General features: G+C 39.8%; 21 protein-coding genes, 1 other RNA gene and 2 pseudogenes. 10 read left to right on the top strand and 14 right to left on the bottom strand.

Going from position 1 to position 16,791, the window contains the following annotated elements; all coding sequences use genetic code 11:
- Nucleotides 1-146: 146 nt before the first annotated feature.
- The 8 genes from yacG to ACFINC_RS02450 form a co-directional block, all read right to left on the bottom strand.
- A complete protein-coding gene (yacG, locus tag ACFINC_RS02485; RefSeq protein WP_375615940.1) occupies nt 147-350 on the bottom strand; it encodes a DNA gyrase inhibitor YacG in 204 nt (67 codons plus the stop codon).
- 92 nt (nt 351-442) lie between these two features.
- Entirely contained in the window at nt 443-1,165 is a 723-nt protein-coding gene (locus ACFINC_RS02480) for a Maf family nucleotide pyrophosphatase (protein WP_375615939.1), read from the bottom strand.
- A gap of 205 nt (nt 1,166-1,370) precedes the next feature.
- A complete protein-coding gene (gene infA, locus ACFINC_RS02475; RefSeq protein WP_007346335.1) occupies nt 1,371-1,589 on the bottom strand; it encodes a translation initiation factor IF-1 in 219 nt (72 codons plus the stop codon).
- Nucleotides 1,590-2,229: 640 nt separating this feature from the next.
- Nucleotides 2,230-2,424 carry a hypothetical protein gene (locus ACFINC_RS02470; protein WP_375615938.1) on the bottom strand — a complete coding sequence of 65 codons (195 nt, stop codon included), beginning with the start codon at nt 2,422-2,424 and terminating at the stop codon, nt 2,230-2,232.
- Between the two features lie 28 nt (nt 2,425-2,452).
- On the bottom strand, nt 2,453-2,596 hold the full coding sequence (locus ACFINC_RS02465; RefSeq protein ID WP_375615937.1) for a hypothetical protein: 144 nt from the start codon (nt 2,594-2,596) through the stop codon (nt 2,453-2,455).
- Nucleotides 2,597-2,607: 11 nt separating this feature from the next.
- Nucleotides 2,608-2,787, bottom strand: a complete 180-nt coding sequence (locus ACFINC_RS02460) for a hypothetical protein (protein WP_375615936.1) — start codon at nt 2,785-2,787, stop codon at nt 2,608-2,610.
- A 1,461-nt stretch (nt 2,788-4,248) separates the two neighbouring features.
- Nucleotides 4,249-4,830, bottom strand: coding sequence for a disulfide bond formation protein B (locus tag ACFINC_RS02455; protein ID WP_375608177.1), 582 nt, complete (start codon nt 4,828-4,830; stop codon nt 4,249-4,251).
- A gap of 10 nt (nt 4,831-4,840) precedes the next feature.
- Nucleotides 4,841-4,993, bottom strand: a complete 153-nt coding sequence (locus tag ACFINC_RS02450; protein ID WP_166428907.1) for a DUF5993 family protein — start codon at nt 4,991-4,993, stop codon at nt 4,841-4,843.
- 760 nt (nt 4,994-5,753) lie between these two features.
- On the opposite strand from ACFINC_RS02450, the gene purE reads away from it, so the two are divergent.
- Entirely contained in the window at nt 5,754-6,251 is a 498-nt protein-coding gene (purE, locus tag ACFINC_RS02445) for a 5-(carboxyamino)imidazole ribonucleotide mutase (RefSeq protein WP_375615935.1), read from the top strand.
- Here the strand turns inward: purE and ACFINC_RS02440 are convergent.
- Nucleotides 6,189-6,536 carry a hypothetical protein gene (locus ACFINC_RS02440; protein ID WP_375615934.1) on the bottom strand — a complete coding sequence of 116 codons (348 nt, stop codon included), beginning with the start codon at nt 6,534-6,536 and terminating at the stop codon, nt 6,189-6,191. The two genes, purE and ACFINC_RS02440, sit on opposite strands and share 63 nt — an antisense overlap.
- Here ACFINC_RS02440 and ACFINC_RS02435 point away from each other — a divergent pair.
- The 6 genes and pseudogenes from ACFINC_RS02435 to ACFINC_RS02410 form a co-directional block, all read left to right on the top strand.
- On the top strand, nt 6,535-7,617 hold the full coding sequence (locus ACFINC_RS02435; RefSeq protein ID WP_375615933.1) for a 5-(carboxyamino)imidazole ribonucleotide synthase: 1,083 nt from the start codon (nt 6,535-6,537) through the stop codon (nt 7,615-7,617). The two genes, ACFINC_RS02440 and ACFINC_RS02435, sit on opposite strands and share 2 nt — an antisense overlap.
- A gap of 1,143 nt (nt 7,618-8,760) precedes the next feature.
- Nucleotides 8,761-9,132, top strand: coding sequence for a hypothetical protein (locus tag ACFINC_RS02430; protein ID WP_375615932.1), 372 nt, complete (start codon nt 8,761-8,763; stop codon nt 9,130-9,132).
- A complete protein-coding gene (locus tag ACFINC_RS02425) occupies nt 9,129-9,302 on the top strand; it encodes a hypothetical protein (RefSeq protein ID WP_375608173.1) in 174 nt (57 codons plus the stop codon). Before ACFINC_RS02430 ends, ACFINC_RS02425 begins: the two co-directional genes overlap by 4 nt.
- A gap of 750 nt (nt 9,303-10,052) precedes the next feature.
- Nucleotides 10,053-10,178, top strand: a complete 126-nt coding sequence (gene ykgO, locus ACFINC_RS02420; protein WP_013545486.1) for a type B 50S ribosomal protein L36 — start codon at nt 10,053-10,055, stop codon at nt 10,176-10,178.
- A gap of 130 nt (nt 10,179-10,308) precedes the next feature.
- Complete coding sequence (locus tag ACFINC_RS02415) at nt 10,309-11,094, top strand: tetratricopeptide repeat protein (RefSeq protein WP_375615931.1); 786 nt, start codon at nt 10,309-10,311, stop codon at nt 11,092-11,094.
- Between the two features lie 639 nt (nt 11,095-11,733).
- A pseudogene (locus tag ACFINC_RS02410) lies at nt 11,734-11,975 on the top strand (hypothetical protein); the annotation flags it as partial.
- A 62-nt stretch (nt 11,976-12,037) separates the two neighbouring features.
- On the opposite strand, the gene ACFINC_RS02405 reads toward ACFINC_RS02410, so the two are convergent.
- Nucleotides 12,038-12,364, bottom strand: a complete 327-nt coding sequence (locus tag ACFINC_RS02405; protein ID WP_375615930.1) for a hypothetical protein — start codon at nt 12,362-12,364, stop codon at nt 12,038-12,040.
- A gap of 81 nt (nt 12,365-12,445) precedes the next feature.
- Nucleotides 12,446-12,652, bottom strand: a complete 207-nt coding sequence (locus tag ACFINC_RS02400) for a hypothetical protein (RefSeq protein ID WP_375615929.1) — start codon at nt 12,650-12,652, stop codon at nt 12,446-12,448.
- Nucleotides 12,653-12,740: 88 nt separating this feature from the next.
- On the opposite strand from ACFINC_RS02400, the gene ssrS reads away from it, so the two are divergent.
- The 3 genes from ssrS to ACFINC_RS02385 all read left to right on the top strand — a co-directional run bounded on the left by ssrS (nt 12,741) and on the right by ACFINC_RS02385 (nt 14,864).
- Nucleotides 12,741-12,901, top strand: a non-coding RNA gene (gene ssrS, locus ACFINC_RS02395) — 6S RNA.
- Nucleotides 12,902-13,418: 517 nt separating this feature from the next.
- On the top strand, nt 13,419-14,024 hold the full coding sequence (locus ACFINC_RS02390; RefSeq protein ID WP_375615989.1) for a 5-formyltetrahydrofolate cyclo-ligase: 606 nt from the start codon (nt 13,419-13,421) through the stop codon (nt 14,022-14,024).
- A gap of 18 nt (nt 14,025-14,042) precedes the next feature.
- Complete coding sequence (locus tag ACFINC_RS02385; protein WP_375615988.1) at nt 14,043-14,864, top strand: TIGR00282 family metallophosphoesterase; 822 nt, start codon at nt 14,043-14,045, stop codon at nt 14,862-14,864.
- Nucleotides 14,865-15,031: 167 nt separating this feature from the next.
- Here ACFINC_RS02385 and ACFINC_RS02380 read toward each other — a convergent pair.
- The 3 genes and pseudogenes from ACFINC_RS02380 to ACFINC_RS02370 all read right to left on the bottom strand — a co-directional run.
- Nucleotides 15,032-15,306 (bottom strand): annotated as a pseudogene (locus ACFINC_RS02380) (UDP-N-acetylglucosamine 1-carboxyvinyltransferase); the annotation flags it as partial.
- A gap of 191 nt (nt 15,307-15,497) precedes the next feature.
- On the bottom strand, nt 15,498-15,755 hold the full coding sequence (locus ACFINC_RS02375) for a hypothetical protein (protein WP_375615928.1): 258 nt from the start codon (nt 15,753-15,755) through the stop codon (nt 15,498-15,500).
- Between the two features lie 157 nt (nt 15,756-15,912).
- Entirely contained in the window at nt 15,913-16,182 is a 270-nt protein-coding gene (locus ACFINC_RS02370; RefSeq protein ID WP_375615927.1) for a hypothetical protein, read from the bottom strand.
- Nucleotides 16,183-16,791: the final 609 nt, after the last annotated feature.

Genomic DNA, 16,791 nt, shown 5'->3' with positions numbered 1-16,791 from the left:
AATTAAAAAGAAAATATTTAAAACTACAGTTAACGCCAATGCCTTCAAATGCCTAAATGTCCTCTACTCAAAACAGCACCCATCCCTTCAACTTTCACACAAAAAAGTTTTCTAAGCATTTGCTCCTCAAAAGACATGCCTCTTCTTTACTCTTCTTCATCACTTACTTGTGGAGGAGGTGGTAAGATATAAGCACCCGAAAGCCACCGATTTAGATCAATGGCTCGACAGCGTGTGGAACAAAAAGGATAAGAAGATTTTTGAGACATTTGACCACAAATAGGACAAGGATGCGGTGGGCGATGAGAGGTCTCTTTTTGTAAATTAGGCTCTTTTTGTTTTTGGGACACCTTTGTTATTGGCTTCTTCATTAATTTTGCTTCTATTTGTTTTCATATTTTCTTTTTGTTGCTTTTTACCTTGCATTGGCTCTACAGACCGATCAATCTTTCTCATGCGTTTCTTCAGCCCAGTGGGAGAAAAGTGGATAGTGATAAGCGGTCAAGAGATCGGCTGTTTCAGCCAAAGGCAATCCCACGACATTAGAATAAGAACCCGTGATATGGACAACAAAAGCCCCTGCTTTGCCTTGGATAGCGTAGCCACCCGCTTTGCCTTGCCATTCTCCTGAAGCAAGGTAAGCCTTCATCACGGCAGAGGTTAAGCGTCTAAAACGAACACGACTTTCAACCAATTTTACGGTTATTTTTCCACGTTCATTCAAGGCACAAATAGCGCCATAAACCTTGTGCGAACGCCCAGAAAGGTATCGTAAACATTCATAAGCCTCATCCTCGCCTTCCGGTTTGGGGAGAATGGTCCGCCCAACAGCCACCACCGTATCAGCCGCCAAGATAATCATTTTCTGTCCATGTAATTTTTCTTGACCATTCTGCAATTCGTCTTGACCATTCTGACTATACCAGCGCGAAATTTTTTGGGCTTTCAGCGCTTTTTCTTTTGCCAAACGTTTAGCAAGGTTTGCAGGATGTTCTTTTAATTTTGGCGTTTCATCAATATCGCTTGCATAAACCTGCTGCGGATCAATCCCTATTTGCGCCAAGAGCGCTAAACGCCTTGGCGAAGCGGAGGCAAGCACCAAATGAATTTCTTGCGCAAGAGTATCTGCCAAATGTTTTTTCCCCCACTCTCTTATATTTCTCATTTCCACCCCTTCACAATCGGCTTTGCTCTTACCCCATTTTAAGCGCCATGGATCTCCTTATCCTTTTTCCGCATTGATTTTACAATTTTTCAATGTCCTTTAAACACTCACCTTTTTCACGCATAAAAAGCAACTTCAAAGAGATGTTAAAAAATATAAAAATAATATTATGACTTTTACAAAAAAGCGCAAGCCGTCCATTAGGCTACTTATAACGGTACGTAATGCGTCCTTTTGTCAAATCATAAGGTGTCATTTCCACCATGATTTTATCCCCCACTAACACCCGAATACGATTTTTTCGCATTCTTCCAGCGGTATGAGCAATAATTTCATGATCATTTTCCAGTTTTACACGAAACATCGCATTAGGTAAGAGTTCAGTAACGATACCAGAAAATTCTAAAACTTCTTCTTTTGACATAAACAATCATTTCCTTTACAGTGCGCATATTTTGTTAAGCTGCGCGTTATTTTCCAGCGTTCATACCCTATTTTCTTAAGTTTGTGAATAAAAATTCAACAAGAAGGAAAAGGTTTTTCTTTCACATTCCCCAAAAACGTCACGCCACACTTTGGAAAAACAAAACTTTATCCTCTCAAATTTTACCCGCCACTTTTCTCCAATTTTTATAATAATCGTGTATAGAGTAACGAGAAATTCCGCTCAATCCTCACCTCCATCAACCTTTTTTCTAATGCCTCTAAACATCCTCCACGACTTAAAAGCAATCCAAGAGCCCTCCAACGTTCTCTCTCCTTCGCCTTCCACAACCGAAAGATTGTCCGCTCAAGCAGATAAAAGCACCTCCTCCATACCCGATAAGAACCTTCTCTCCTTTTCTCAAAACATCCTCCATTCTTTACACACCCATTCACAACATGCTCCACCCCCCTCACGCTATCCTTTATGCACCCCTTCCATCCTGCACCCATTTTTTATATTTCCTATCCCAATACACTTTATCTAAGTCACTCTCCATTTATATTGTTCTCCCCCCACTTCTCACACACTCCCATCCACACGCCGCCTCTTCATCCCAACTTCTCCATTCCCAAACTCTTCACCCACGCCCCCCAACCTTCTCCCCTCTCTCTCCATCCTCCATTCCCCCCTTTCCTCTCCCATCAACGCACGGACTTTTCATCCCAATTTCCCCCTTAATAAACTCTTCCTCCACACACTCCAATTTTCTCACCCCATTCCATGCCATGACAAAAGCATACACCACGCATAAAACCGCAGCTTCCTTTTTCACGGTTCCACATTTTTACGCCTTTACGCCTTTACAGAACAAAGCCCAATGAAACGCCCACCCCTCCACGCTGCTCTATCAACAACGCTCTACACCCCAGCTTTTTACCCAGCCCCCTTACAAACTTCAGAGCCCCTCCTCCAAACAACGCTGTTTCATCAGGCACGATAAGCAAATCCTACCTCCTCACGTCATCTTCATCCCACCACCACCTCTTGGACACACCATCCTAACCTGTTCATACTCTCCTCCATTCCCTCTCTTCTCGAGCCAACGCCTTCCCTCCTCTTCATCTCGGGCTTTCCATTCCATCCGCAAACTCTTCTCCCCTCTCTCTTCATCCTCCATTCTTACACACCCATTCACAACATGCTCCACCCCCTCACTTCTATCCTTGACGCACCTCTTCCATTCTGCCCCCATTTTTTATATTTCCTCTCCCAATACATTTTATCTAAGCCACTCTCCATTTATATTGTTCTCCCCCCCATTTCTCAAATACTCCCATCCACACGCCGCCTCTTCATCCCAATTTCCCCCCTTAATAAACTCTTCATCCACGCCCCCCAACCTTCTCACCCCATTCCATACTATGACAAAAGCATACACCCCGCATAAAATCGCAGCTTCCTTTTTCACGGTTCCACGTTTTTACGCTTTTACAGAAATCAGAAAATCTGTACAAAATTCATTCGATGACGACGTTTTAAACAACCATCTTTAAAATCTCGAACACCAGTATTTTCACTTAAATTATAGATACAAACCACCCTGTTATTTTATTGACCAGCATAAAATTTTAACAAATTTTAGCTCTTAAGAGGGACCATAAGAAGCGTTTTACGACTCTTTAAAGAACTTTTATCCACATGCGGTAATTTTTTTATGGCATACAAGAGTATATTTTATCGCTTCACTCTAAAAAAGTCTGCAATCGAAAAACTTCTTCGATTGTCTCACTCAACATTCACAACGATAAATTGTCCGTATAAGTCAATGTTTTTTTAAGAAAGAATCATCAGCAAAACGTAAGAAGAAGAATCATCCAAATGCTTGTTTCTAAAACAAAAGCTTCACACTGAAATTGAAAGGAAACATCTAAAAATGAAATAAAAAAAAAGGTTTGTCTCTAAAAACAAACCTTTATAGAAAATTATTCAAATAACTTTCAAAATCTCACCTCTAAAAGCACTAAAAATACTTCAGAAGCACCAAAATGAATACAAAGATCTATTTAATATAATGTAAAAAAAATCAAGAAAAAAAAATTTTATAGTTAATTCTCCCCTAAAAAATAAAGCTCCATGACTTGTGTACAAGTTGGCTGCTCGACAGCACCCAAGATCAACCCTTTCAACACTGCTATACTGATGCATCTTAACAAAACCCAATAAGAAAATCTTACTTAAAAAAGATCAAATGCAAACGCTTATAAAGTCCAGCGTCTCCATAAAAGATCGTTTTTGATTATCTAAAATATTGATGCAATGTCTTTCCATTTCCCCCTCCCCACACTTCAAAGGAAGGAGATTTCTACCAGTCACTGGTCCGTCAACAGTCCAGCTTCTGTCGGCGGGTTTCTATTGCTGACCACACACAGAGACGAGGGGGGTAGAGGCGGTTCACTTCATAGGCGCGATAGACAAAGCCCTACCCTGAAGACCTGATCACGATATCTAAAAACACTTAATGTAAAGCTTATTATGTCTTATATCACCGCTCTAAACAACACTGTTTTACGGCATAATAGGACAAAAAAGAAGCGGACTTTTGAACATTTCCGCTTCTTTAAACAATAAAATTACGATGAGAGATTATTTAAAAATTTCAAGACTCTGAAGAGAACCAATTTGATAACAATTCATACCTTACAGGATCATCAGCGCATTGTCCCCCACCACATTCCAGTATAGTAGAAATCAAATTTGCCGCAATTAAAAATACAAATAAGAAACTTGCTGTTTTACTCAATATTGGAAAAGGAGAAAATTCTTTAAACTTGTGCGCCAATTCACTTAAAATCATGACGAACGATACAGCAAAGATACAAAGAACAGAAATAATAAAAGCCCAAGTATAAAAATGTAATCCAAAGAACGTTGAACCATATCCCAAATCATCTGGTGTAATATGCAAAAACACCTGCCGTGCCGCAATGATACTGGTTACCATACAACCGAGGATAACCATGCCATAATGGGTATTTTTCACCTTATGGTGAATATTGAGCAAGAACCCGCATCCTGCAAGCATCAATCCAACGCGCTGCAGCAAACAAAGGGGACAAGGCAACTCAAACTTTACCAATTGATAATAAAAGGCCACCACCAAAACAACGGATAATCCGATGAGTCCTAGCGTATTCATAAATATAACGAAATGAGGATTTTTTTGTTCAACATGTTCCATGGCTATTCTCTCAAAAAGATAGATTTAAAGTAGAAGTTGCGTGATGATTAAAAGTGAGAAGAATGACAACGAATAAAATGGCCCACAACACATAACTTATATTTTTTTTGCCATATACAGTAGTTACTGCAGTACCTAGAGCGATTAAAAACGGAAAAAACATAGCTTTTAAATCTCCTTTCTTAACATTGAGGGTTTAACTCTTATTGCTGAGTATTCACCATATTACAAAATTGGGCAAAAAAGAGACAATGAATTTATTATTCACAATTCATCATTCACTTTCATTGTCATAATACTTTTATGAAGAAATGATAAAATATATAATCCCCTAAAAACACCTCTCAGCCAAAGCGTTGCTTATTGGTTTCCCTTACATCAGCAACGATAGAGCATATTTTCCCCCATAAAAGAATTACCTAAACAGCAAAATAATCAGCCTTTGAAATTGAGAGAAAAAGATCTCTCTTTTTTCTCAAAAGAATATACTTATTCGTAACACACTTTTGCCATAAAAATCTCTTTTTCATCATAAACAATATTTTAAATTGCACGACACATTACATAATATGGAAACAGTACTTATTTTAGCAAATAAAAAATGAGAATATTTTTTGAAAACCTTACCATCAATAGCTTTCTGGCGATGTATTTTCCCTCTTTCCTGAGGAAATGACAAAATGACAATCCGGCAACCTAACGGCTTCACGGTTCAACATGTTGAACACCGCATCTTAAAGAACAGTGCTTTATGCGTCTTAATATTCTCATTTTTCATCTCTTGTATCCTCTTTAAATTTTTATCTTTCAATCTTATTTGAAAAATAACTATTTTCTATCATCAATTGGCTTTGCAAAAAGAATATAAAACTCTTAAAAAATGATGAGAAAGAATCGCATTGAACATTTGAAAAGGATGGAGAATGACAAAAAAATCATGTGATGTCGCGATTTTAATGGGGAGCCAATCGGATTGGCAAACGATGTGCCATAGTGCAGATATTTTGACGAATCTTGGTATTTCTCATAGTTCGCATATTGTCTCAGCACACCGAACTCCTGAACGCCTTTATCAATTTGCAAAAGAAGCAAAAGAAGCAGGATTTAAAATCTTAATTGCCGGTGCAGGGGGAGCAGCCCATCTTCCTGGCATGTTAGCAGCACTCACTCCCCTTCCTGTTTTTGGCGTTCCAGTGCACTCACACTCTCTTTCGGGTCAAGATTCCTTACTTTCAATCGTGCAAATGCCAGCAGGAATACCCGTTGGCACATTAGCCATTGGTAAAGCAGGCGCAATTAATGCAGCTCTTTTAGCCGCAGCCGTTATGGCCGTTTATGACCATGATCTCGCACAACGATTACAAGATTGGCGTCAACAACAAACAGCCAATGTCGCACAAACGCCGGTAACAGAGGTTTAAAATGGCAGCGTTCTCCAACACTACCCCCCCATCCAACATCACCCCCTCATCCAACACGCCCCTCTCAGCCAACACTGCCCCCTCATCCAACATCACCCCCTCATCCAACATCACCCCCTCATCCAACATCACCCCCTCATCCAACATCACCCCCTCATCCAACACGCCCCTCTCATCCAACATCACCCCCTCATCCAACACGCCCCTCTCATCCAACATCACCCTCTCATCCAACACGCCCCTCTCAGCCAACACCTCCTCAGCCAACACTACCTCATCCAACATGTTACCTCCAGGAAGCGTTATTGGTTTAATTGGTGGCGGACAATTGGCACGTATGTTAGCCATAGCGGCAGCAGAATTAGGATTTCGAACCGTTATTTTTTGCCCTGAAGCAGATTGCCCAGCGGCTCAAACCGCAAACAATCATATTGTTTCCTCCTATGATGATATATCAGCCTTAGATCATTTTATTTCTCAGTGTGATGTTGTCAGCTATGAATTTGAAAATCTTTCGCTTCAAACGGTTCAATATGTAGAAAAGAGCAAGCCTGTTTATCCCTCTTCGAAAGCTTTAGAGATCACGCAAGATCGACTTTTTGAGAAACAATTTTTGCATGATCAAGGAATCGGCACCGCGTCATGGCATGCTGTTGACAATTCTTCTTCTCTTCTTTCCGGTCTTGATGCATTGGGCGGGCGTGGTCTTTTAAAGACGCGTCGTTTTGGTTATGACGGAAAAAACCAGATCAAGCTTGATCACCCAGATGAACAAACCCTTGACGAAGCCTTAAGGACTTTTCAGGAACAGCCTTGTATTTTGGAAGAAATAGTTCCTTTTTTATCGGAAATTTCGGTTCTTTCGGCACGTACAAAACAAGGGGAACATATTTTTTATGATTGCCCTGAAAATCAACACAAAAATGGTATTCTTCATAAGTCCTTTGTTCCATCACATATTCCACCTGAGGTGCAAAAAGCAGCACAAGAAATAAGCTTAACAGTTATGGATGCCCTCAATTATGTTGGTGTTCTTTGCATTGAATTTTTTGTCTTAATGGATGGTAATCTGTTAGTGAATGAATTAGCGCCGCGTGTGCATAATTCTGGTCATTGGACACAAAAGGCGTGCATAACTTCACAATTTGAACAACATATCCGTGCTATTTGCGGACTTCCTTTGGGCAGCACCTACCGCCATAGCGATTGCCAAATGACAAATCTCCTTGGGAACAATCTCAGCACTTTAAAATATTTTCTCACACAAGAGCGCACATCAATCCATTTATATGGCAAAAGCTCTTCCCATCCCCACCGCAAAATGGGGCATATCATCCAATTACTGGGACCAGCCAACAAATCTTAAGCCCACATATATACAAATACTTTTTCCCCAAATGAACTGAAAAAACAACTTCTCCACTCCACCGATATCCAGCGGCTCAAAGCGCCCCTCACCTTTTAATTCGCCCCTGAAAAGGCGTGAAGCCCTCCTACAAGCTCCTTCTCTTCCATGCCCCCTCAAAGACACAAAAACCACACCAATCAACAATCCAACAGCTCCTCTTCCTTTTCTCAAAAACATCTCCCCACAACTAAAAGTAATTCACCACCCCCCAACTTCCCCTCAACGGATATCTTGCACAGCATAAATATTTCCCCATACTATAAAGTCGTCCTCTTCACTTCCCTTTTAATTCCAATCTTTAGGCCTTTTAATTCCAACTTTAGGGGATAAACTTTCCTCTTGCACCTATAGAGAGCACTCTAACAATGCGTTCTCATTGCCTCTAGTCTCCCTTCTTGTGTTCATTTTTTCACAAAAGTGCCAAGCGCGCACCCCGCACCACTCCTGACCTCCACGTCAAAGATATAGTTACAGTACTAAGCTTATCCATCACAGAAATTTCCTCTCACAAGGCGATATTACCTGTATCGTATTTTCTAGGGCTTGAAGCGTCTCTCCTTGTTTCATTTCGCGATAAAGCTTAAAAGAGCAGATGTAAATACACTCCACACTGAAAGAAAACCGTAAATTTATTTACGCTCAAAAACACCAGCCGTTTAAAATATCACTCACTTTAAACATTTGTAATATTTGTCACCTTCGTTATGTCTATCGCCTTCGTTCTTTCCCCTATCAAGTTACATTATTCAAATTTGCGCGCCTAACAGCGCTCAAGGACGAAGATTCCTGTGCCAATCTGCCAACAATCAGACTCTTTATTAAGTAAATTCTAGCCGACATGAACACTTCATATTAAATGCCTCTTCGCCTATAGTTTAGTCATAAAACATAATTGTACTCACAAAACGAATCGTTTACATAGCGGCACGGAGAATTGTACATGTTTCATAATAATAAAAGGGACGATACGCTACAGAGGTAGCAGGTCATTCGTATTATATTATAACAAGTACAGAAATCTTCTTTTCATCTCATATCTGAGAAACTGAGTTATTCACTTTATCAAAAGACAAAACATTCAAGAAACAAACGAATATCAACATGCCAAAAACAAACTTATCAAATGCATCGTCAAAAGAACAAAATGATAGATATCCTCAATGGGATTTAGTCCTTGATATCCAAAAAGAAGTTAAGGAAACAATAAAGGCTGGTGTTGTTTCACTGGGAGAATTTATATTCATAATCTTTATAAGCATTTGTTTATACATTTTCCTCTCAATATTAGGCCATGCAGATAAACCTCAAATGGATACTGCAAGTTTAATCGGGCTGATATGCGGATTAATTCTGTATGGTTCGATACCAATCTCTTTGGTGCTACGGATCATAGTAAAGAAGAAACTGAAAAAAGTAATGAAACAACTAGACGAAACGGTTGCTAATCAAAATATAATAAGGAGAGAAAAATGATTGAAGCTATAATATTAGGGCGCATTTTAGGGATCATTGTCGGTTGTGCAATAATAACATTATCCGTTTGGTTGGTTTATTCTACTATTAAATATCGAAAACTGTACCGTAAAGCGCTTACAGGACTAAACTTAGCAAATCAAAAATGTAATAAAGGAATTAATAAATAAAAAAAAATCGTGAAAAACGTGGTATTAAGAATACCATAATTCTTATTTTCATATTTCTAGACGTATTTAATGTGATTACCAGTTATTGAGGGAGCATATTGGGGGTATGAGACTTTTCGTAAGGGAGCATTTGAAACTATAGGCATGATATTATGTGCGTATAGCAAATACAAGGAACAATTCCAACGGCTCCCTCCCTCGATTTCCCCTACTTCAAGCATTTCAGCCGGCACACGCACCTAACAGAGCTTCACGAGACACAACAAGCCCTGCATTTTAAGAAGAACAACCTCGCCCCTCCTCAAAGACAAACCACCCCCTTCAACATCCCACCCCTGACAGGGCTTATTTGTTCAAAGCCGAGAGGTTTTTATCTTATTTCCACTTTTAGTACTTCATTTTGCTTTTTACTCAATATTTTTTACCTTCAAAGAAACCATTAACACACCCTAAGGAATTTGTAATATACCCTTGACAAGAATAAGACTTTTTGTTAGATCTCTCTTACTTTTTTGCAATTTTCACTTATTCATTGTGCTGATAAAGTGTTTTAATGCGTACTTTAAGAGTGCGCTTTTCTTTTTGTGATCACAGTGAAAGAGTGTATCGTGTGATATTATGATGCAAGTACGATATCGTAATGCAATGCTCATAGAGTAAGCAGTCTATTGGGATTGTAATATTGTGTTTTCGTATTTTAATATTGTATTATAGTATTGTGTTAAGTAAACTGTTTAAACGGTGAATATGATGAAAATTAAAAATTCGCTTAAAGCACTAAAGGAGCGCCACCGTAACAATCGTTTGGTGCGTCGTAAAGGTCGTATTTATATCCTCAATAAAACGAACCCACGTTTTAGAGCACGTCAGGGCTAATTCTTTCAGAGCTAATGTTTTTATGCCTACCTTAATTGTAGGCATGAAAGATTTTTTCTTGAGATTTTTTGGGGTTGCAAGTCCATTGTTTGATAATGTGTGGTAATTTATCTTTTGAGGGCTTGTTTTTATGGATTTTTCTATTTTTTTAAAAGCTTTTTGTTTTTTTCAGCTGGTTTTTTTCTGTATTTTCCAGCGCATTTTTTTGCTTTCTTTTGTTGGCATTTTTTGTTTTATTTCTTCCTGTTATGGGCAAAATCCTCCTTCTCTTCCTGAAGATCGACCTTCTCCACAATCGCTTTTACCGTTAGAAGATCTTATTCCCAATTCTTCTCCCCCTTCCTCAACGCCCTCCGATTCTGATTCCTCGGCGGTTATTCTTGAAGATCTTGACAAAGAGCAGCTTTCCCATGTTGATAGAATTAAGCAACGCAAAGAAGCAGAAATTTCACGTTTACTCAAAGAATTGAAATATTGTGCGGATGTTGCTAACGCGAAGAAGATCAGTCAACAACTTCAACATTTGTGGTCCCAATCGGGGAGTGAGACGATTGATCTTTTGATGTCATGGGCTGAAAATGCACTTAACAGCGACGATTATGGACTTGCGCTTGATTATATTGATAATGTTCTTGCGCTTTTACCTACTCACGCTGAAGCTTGGATAAGACGCGCTTGGATTCACATTCAACTGAACGATTTCAAACTTGCCCTGCTTGATCTCAACCATGCTCTTGAGCTTGAGCCGCGCAATTATAGTGCCTTTTTTGAACTTGGCGTTGCCATGGAAGCGACAGAGCGTCCGAAACTTGCTCTTAAAGCTTATGAAACAGCATTAGATTACTATCCACAAATGCGCAGGATTCAAAAGCGCGTGCAAGCTCTGTTAGACGAACAATCACCACAAGCTCTTTGAAACCATTCAAGAACGAGACACTTTACGACATCCTTTCAAACCTAGATAAGACGCAAGCCGGCTTCACATTCCACTCAATAAACTAAAAGCCCCCTGCTTATAACCACACATCCCCCATACACAATTCACAGTGCCTTTTTTGAAACTTAGCCATTACCATGGAAGCAACAGAGCGTCTAAAACTTGGCTCTTAAGATTGATGAAACAGCATTAGATTACACTCCACAAATGCGGAGGATTCAAAAGCGCGTGCAAGCTCTGTTAGACGAACAATCACCACAAGCTCTTTGAAACCATTCAAGAACGAGACACTTTACGACATCCTTTCAAACCTAGATAAGACGCAAGCCGGCTTCACATCCCACTCAATAAACTAAAAGCCCCCTGCTTATAACCACACATCCCCCACACACAATTCACAGTGCCTTTTTTGAAACTTAGCCATTACCATAGAAGCAATAGGGCATCCGAAACTTGCTCTTAAAGCTTATGAAACAGCATTAGATTACACTCCACAAATGCGGAGGATTCAAAAGCGCGTGCAAGCTCTGTTAGATGAACAATCGCCGCAAGCTCTTTAAACGGTGTCATTCACGAGCGAGACCGTATGACGCATTCAAGCTTAGACAAGACGCGCCTTGGTTTCACATCCCACTGAACGATTTCAAACTTGCCCTGCTTGATCTCAACCATGCTCTTGAGCTTGAGCCGCGCAATTATAGTGCTTTTTTTGAACTTGGGCCGTTGCCATGGAAGCAATAGGGCATCCGAAACTTGCTCTTAAAGCTTATGAAACAGCATTAGATTACACTCCACAAATGCGGAGGATTCAAAAGCGCGTGCAAGCTCTGTTAGATGAACAATCGCCGCAAGCTCTTTAAACGGTGTCATTCACGAGCGAGACCGTATGACGCATTCAAGCTTAGACAAGACGCGCTTGGATTCACATCCCACTGAACGATTTCAAACTTACTCTGCTTGATCTCAACCATGCTCTTGAGCTTGAGTCACGCAACGATAGTGCTTTTTTTGAACTTGGTTCTTTTTTGTATTTAAGACAACGTCTAAACACTTTCCCCCATATTTCGCCTACAGAATTTTTTCTCGAAGTAGACAAATTCTTCACGCCGCCTCTTTTCACACCTTTCATCATGGATAAAACAATTTGTAAAATACGAACCTCAAAAAATATTTTTTTAAAAAAGCTCCAAACATCGCTTAGCGCCTCTGATAAACTATCATCGTCTGTATTTTTATGAGCTTCAACCATCAGCAGCCCATACCGTATCGTCTCCCCCCACCCCTTAAAACTAAAAACAGCACTGAAATATGACCCACAAATGCGAAAGCTTCAAAGGTCCAACATCGATTTAACAAACCTCCTTGCATAAAAATATTCCCCCTTCAAAAACCTCCCCCAAGCATTCTCCCGCAACATCAAATCAAGCATTCCCACTAAACCATGGTGCTTCGCTCTTCCCACTGATGTTTTTTCTTTTTTACCTTGAATAAGCACGCCATACATCATGCAGCCATTTCCCAAAACCACCAGCAACATTACCCTCTTGAAAAAACTTTATGAAAAACAAGAGAGGTAAATTATTTTATCTCTAGCAGAAACTCTGAAATTGTTTTATATTAAGAGAGGTGTTCTGCGCTTCTCGACAGGAAATAACGTATTCCTGAGACCTTAGTGATCTCCAAGGGAGCTGTCCCTGATAAAGCCCGTGGGCTTTTTCATATGGCGCCCACCTATTTGTTTAGGTTCTTGGGGTCAGCTTTTTCCATCGGTTGTTGTGGATCACCTTTTTTACATAACTTTTTTGCACAAATAAAATTTTTCCCCCAAAAATTGAAGATGTCCTTTTCCAGAAGACCAATACTCTCTTTTCAAGAAATAACGGTAAGCTTTATCTTATGACACTTGCAGCAACTTATACCCCCTTACGACACAACTTTATCTCTTCGCACACAGCACCCGCCAAAGCGGTTTATCGCATCAAGATGCTCTTTCAATAAAAGAATCACGCACTCTTTTTACAGTACGGCTCTGTTCTCACTACGATTTACAAAATGCCAACAAGGGATAAAATACCAGCAGATGATAAAAAAATTGACGAAGAAAATGACCTCCAATAACCCCTGCGACACAACTTTATCTCTTCGCAACAAAGCACCCACCAAAGCGGTTTATCGCATCAAAATGCTCTTTCAATAAAAGAATCACGCACTCTTTTTACAGTACGGCTCTGTTCTCACTACGATTTACAAAATGCCAACAAGGGATAAAATACCAGCAGATGATAAAAAAATTGACGAAGAAAATGACCTCCAATAACCCCTGCGACACAACTTTATCTCTTCGCACACAGCACCGTCAAAGCGGTTTATCGCGTCGTGATGCTCTTTCAACGCAAGAGCGCGAACTATTTTCACAACGTGCTTGTTGTCACGTTATTGAGTCTCTTGAAAAAAAAGGAACCGATTTTTCACGCCTCATTTTAGCAGGCTATTGGCCCATCAAATCGGAGATTGACCCGCGTCCTTTACTTGATGTTATAGCGTCACGTGGTGGACGTCTAGCCTTACCGGCAGTGCTTGATTCCACCACCATGATTTTTCGTGCATTTTCACCCAGCACGGCTCTCAAGCCCATGCGTTTTGGTACTTTGGGCCCAGGAGCAGACAACGCTGTTGTTTTTCCCAATATTATTATTGTTCCGCTTTCTGCGTTTGATCGTCACTGTCATCGTCTTGGCTATGGAGGAGGATATTATGACCGTGCCGTTGAATCTCTAAAAAAACAAGGACATTCAATGACATTATGGGGCATGGGTTTCTCGTGTCAGGAGGTTTGTTCCATTCCTCCAACAGAACATGATTTACAGGTACAGAAAATTTTTACAGAAAAAGGTTTCTTAAAATGTTAAAATGTGATTAAAACACCTATGCGTTTTTTATTCTTAGGTGACATTGTTGGCAATACAGGCTGTAAAGCTGTTTTTGGGCATCTTCCTCAACTCATTGAGAAATGGCAGCTTGATTTTGTTGTGGTGAATGGTGAAAATGCCTCTGGTGGTTTTGGCCTCACACAAGAGACGTATCAAGATCTTTTGATGGCCGGAGTTGATGTTGTCACCACGGGTAATCATGCTTTTTCTCATACAGAAGCATTGCAGTATGCGCATGAGAGTGATCGTTTTTTACGTCCTGCCAATTTCTCGCAAGAGACTCCCGGAAGAGGAGTTGGTATTTTTACAGCGAAAAATGATGCCCGTGTTCTTGTTGCGAATCTGTTGGGCAGTGTTTTTATGCCGTGCAAAGTAGAAGATCCATTTGAAACAGCGGAAGATATTCTGTCAGCCTGTTCCTTGATGGAGCAAGCCGATGCGATTATTTTTGACTTTCATGCAGAAACGACAAGCGAAAAGCAATGTTTTGGACATTTTCTTGATGGTCGTGTAAGTGTTATCGTTGGCACCCATACGCATATTCCCACTGCAGATGCACAGATTTTAGAAGGTGGAAGCGCTTATTTATCGGATGCAGGCATGTGTGGAGATTACAACTCATCACTTGGAATGGAGAAAGAAGAACCCTTATACCGTTTTCTTTACAAGAATAAGCGAGATCGTTTTGAACCGGCGTGTGGAGAAGCCACCCTTTGTGGTTTAGCGGTTGAGATTTCAGATCGTACAGGATTAGCAGAAAAGGTCTCGGCAGTACGGATTGGTCCTCATTTAAAGCCTGAAGTTCCAGATTTTTGGTAGCCTTTTTTCTAACGCCCCCTTTAATAGTCCGTCTTCTTTCTCTAAGGCGCCCTTTGAGGGGTGCTTTTCACGATTTTCTTTTGGGATGTCTTTTTAGCACGATGATTTTTCACGCCTCTTGCAAAACTTTTTCCCGTTAATTGTGGAATTTTGGCGCCATATCGGGTTCATTTTTCTTCTAACCTCTCAAATCCACAATCAAAATGATAGCGATTGTTTCTCCCCTTGACCACCCAATGGAACAAGATAAGAGGGCGGCAATCACAAGAGAAACAAAAAGCACGCAATCAATCGCCATGACGGGAGCCCCTTGCAAATACTCTGTTCCCATGACTTTACCCTCTAGCCCCTCATGCTTTATCTCTGCCCCTAAACGATTGAGTTCTTGAATATGCATAAAACGATTTTCAAAAATCGTCTCTGTAATCTGCGCTGTTCCTTCAACCCCATCATAAGTGCCATGAACAACACTTAAACAATAATAAGTCTTTGTTTGTTTTTTAGAGAGCCCCCGCCTCTCAAATGCTTATGCTCAGTCCTGCAAAAATGATCCACAAAAGAGCGAAAATTATTTAAAAGAGCCCTGTGCCAAACCAAATAAGCCCAGCAAACTAAGTCCTTCCCCAGCACACCTTAAAGCATATCTCTCCCTCCTGAAGCCATTCTTGGAGACATCTCTTTGACAGATTTACACTGTAATGCGTTGGATTTTTGCGCCATATCGGGTTTATTTTTCTTCCAACCTTTCAAATCCACAATTAAAATAATAGCGATTGTTTCTCCCCTTGACCACCCAATGGAACAAGATAAGAGGGCGACAATCACAAGAGAAACAAAAAGCACGCAATCAATCGCCATGACGTGAGCCCCTTGCAAATGCTCTGTTCCCATGACTTTACCCTCTAGCCCCTCATGCCTTATCTGCATTCCACTAACAATGGCATCCTCAGTTTTTAAAGAATGAAGTTATTTTTTTGTTATAGCTATCTTTTATAGGTTTTTCATATTCCTTTTTTCATCAGTTAAAGACATTACATCGCCATTTTCATCAGTGCCCGTGCCCAAGAGTTCTACTAAACTTCGGTGGATTGCGAGATTCTAAAGGATTACAATCCGGATGCTTTTCATTGACGATACACCATTCTATATAGGCAGGATCATTCTGAAAATCTTCTTGGACACCATGAACAAGAACTTTTTTTTCAAGTTGATTTGCCTCATACTTCTTCCATGTACCTGCACTCGTTTGAGGACATTGAGCTTGATAACATCCAACCATCATCAATAAAGCACTCAATAATTTCAAAGTCTGCTTCATTTCATTTTTCTTGCATAATTATAAATATTATAAAAATACATAAGTTGCTTTATTACCATATTTTTATATTAAAAAATAATAAATATTACAAACACTTACTATCAATTTAAATATATATTTTTAATACTTTATTTTGGAGTAATAATACAAAGAACACAAATAAAAAGATCTTTAATATTATAATTCTGACAGCAACCTTGTTCTTTTAGCTTCTCATTTTATTATGATATCCTGCTTGTATGAGACATTTTTCAATAAAAGCATTCGCACTCATACTACAGCCTCTATGACCCCAATCCACCTTCATAAAAGCTTGGCATACTCCATTCTAACAGTGCTTTTGTGACCTCAAGCTGATTTACTTCTGGCTTTCTTCACACATTTACATCTGTCTTTTTTCACACATTTAGCGTCAAAGGTAAATTTGGCAGCGTCAAAGGGCTATCTGGCAACGTCAAGGGTAAATCTGGAAAACATCCAGCAATACTTGATAAAGCTATGCAAGGCAATAATTTCAAGATTTTCTTGATTTTTCCCTCTTTTAATAAATTTATTGACGATAAGATAGCTAAGGAGTTTATTTTTATTCCTGTTTTTTTAAGACAGTTT

The organism is Bartonella sp. AP58NXGY (assembly GCF_042195785.1).
GTDB lineage: Bacteria > Pseudomonadota > Alphaproteobacteria > Rhizobiales > Rhizobiaceae > Bartonella.
The sequence above is the reverse complement of the archived record's forward strand: the minus strand, read 5'-3'. Positions and strand labels throughout refer to the sequence as shown.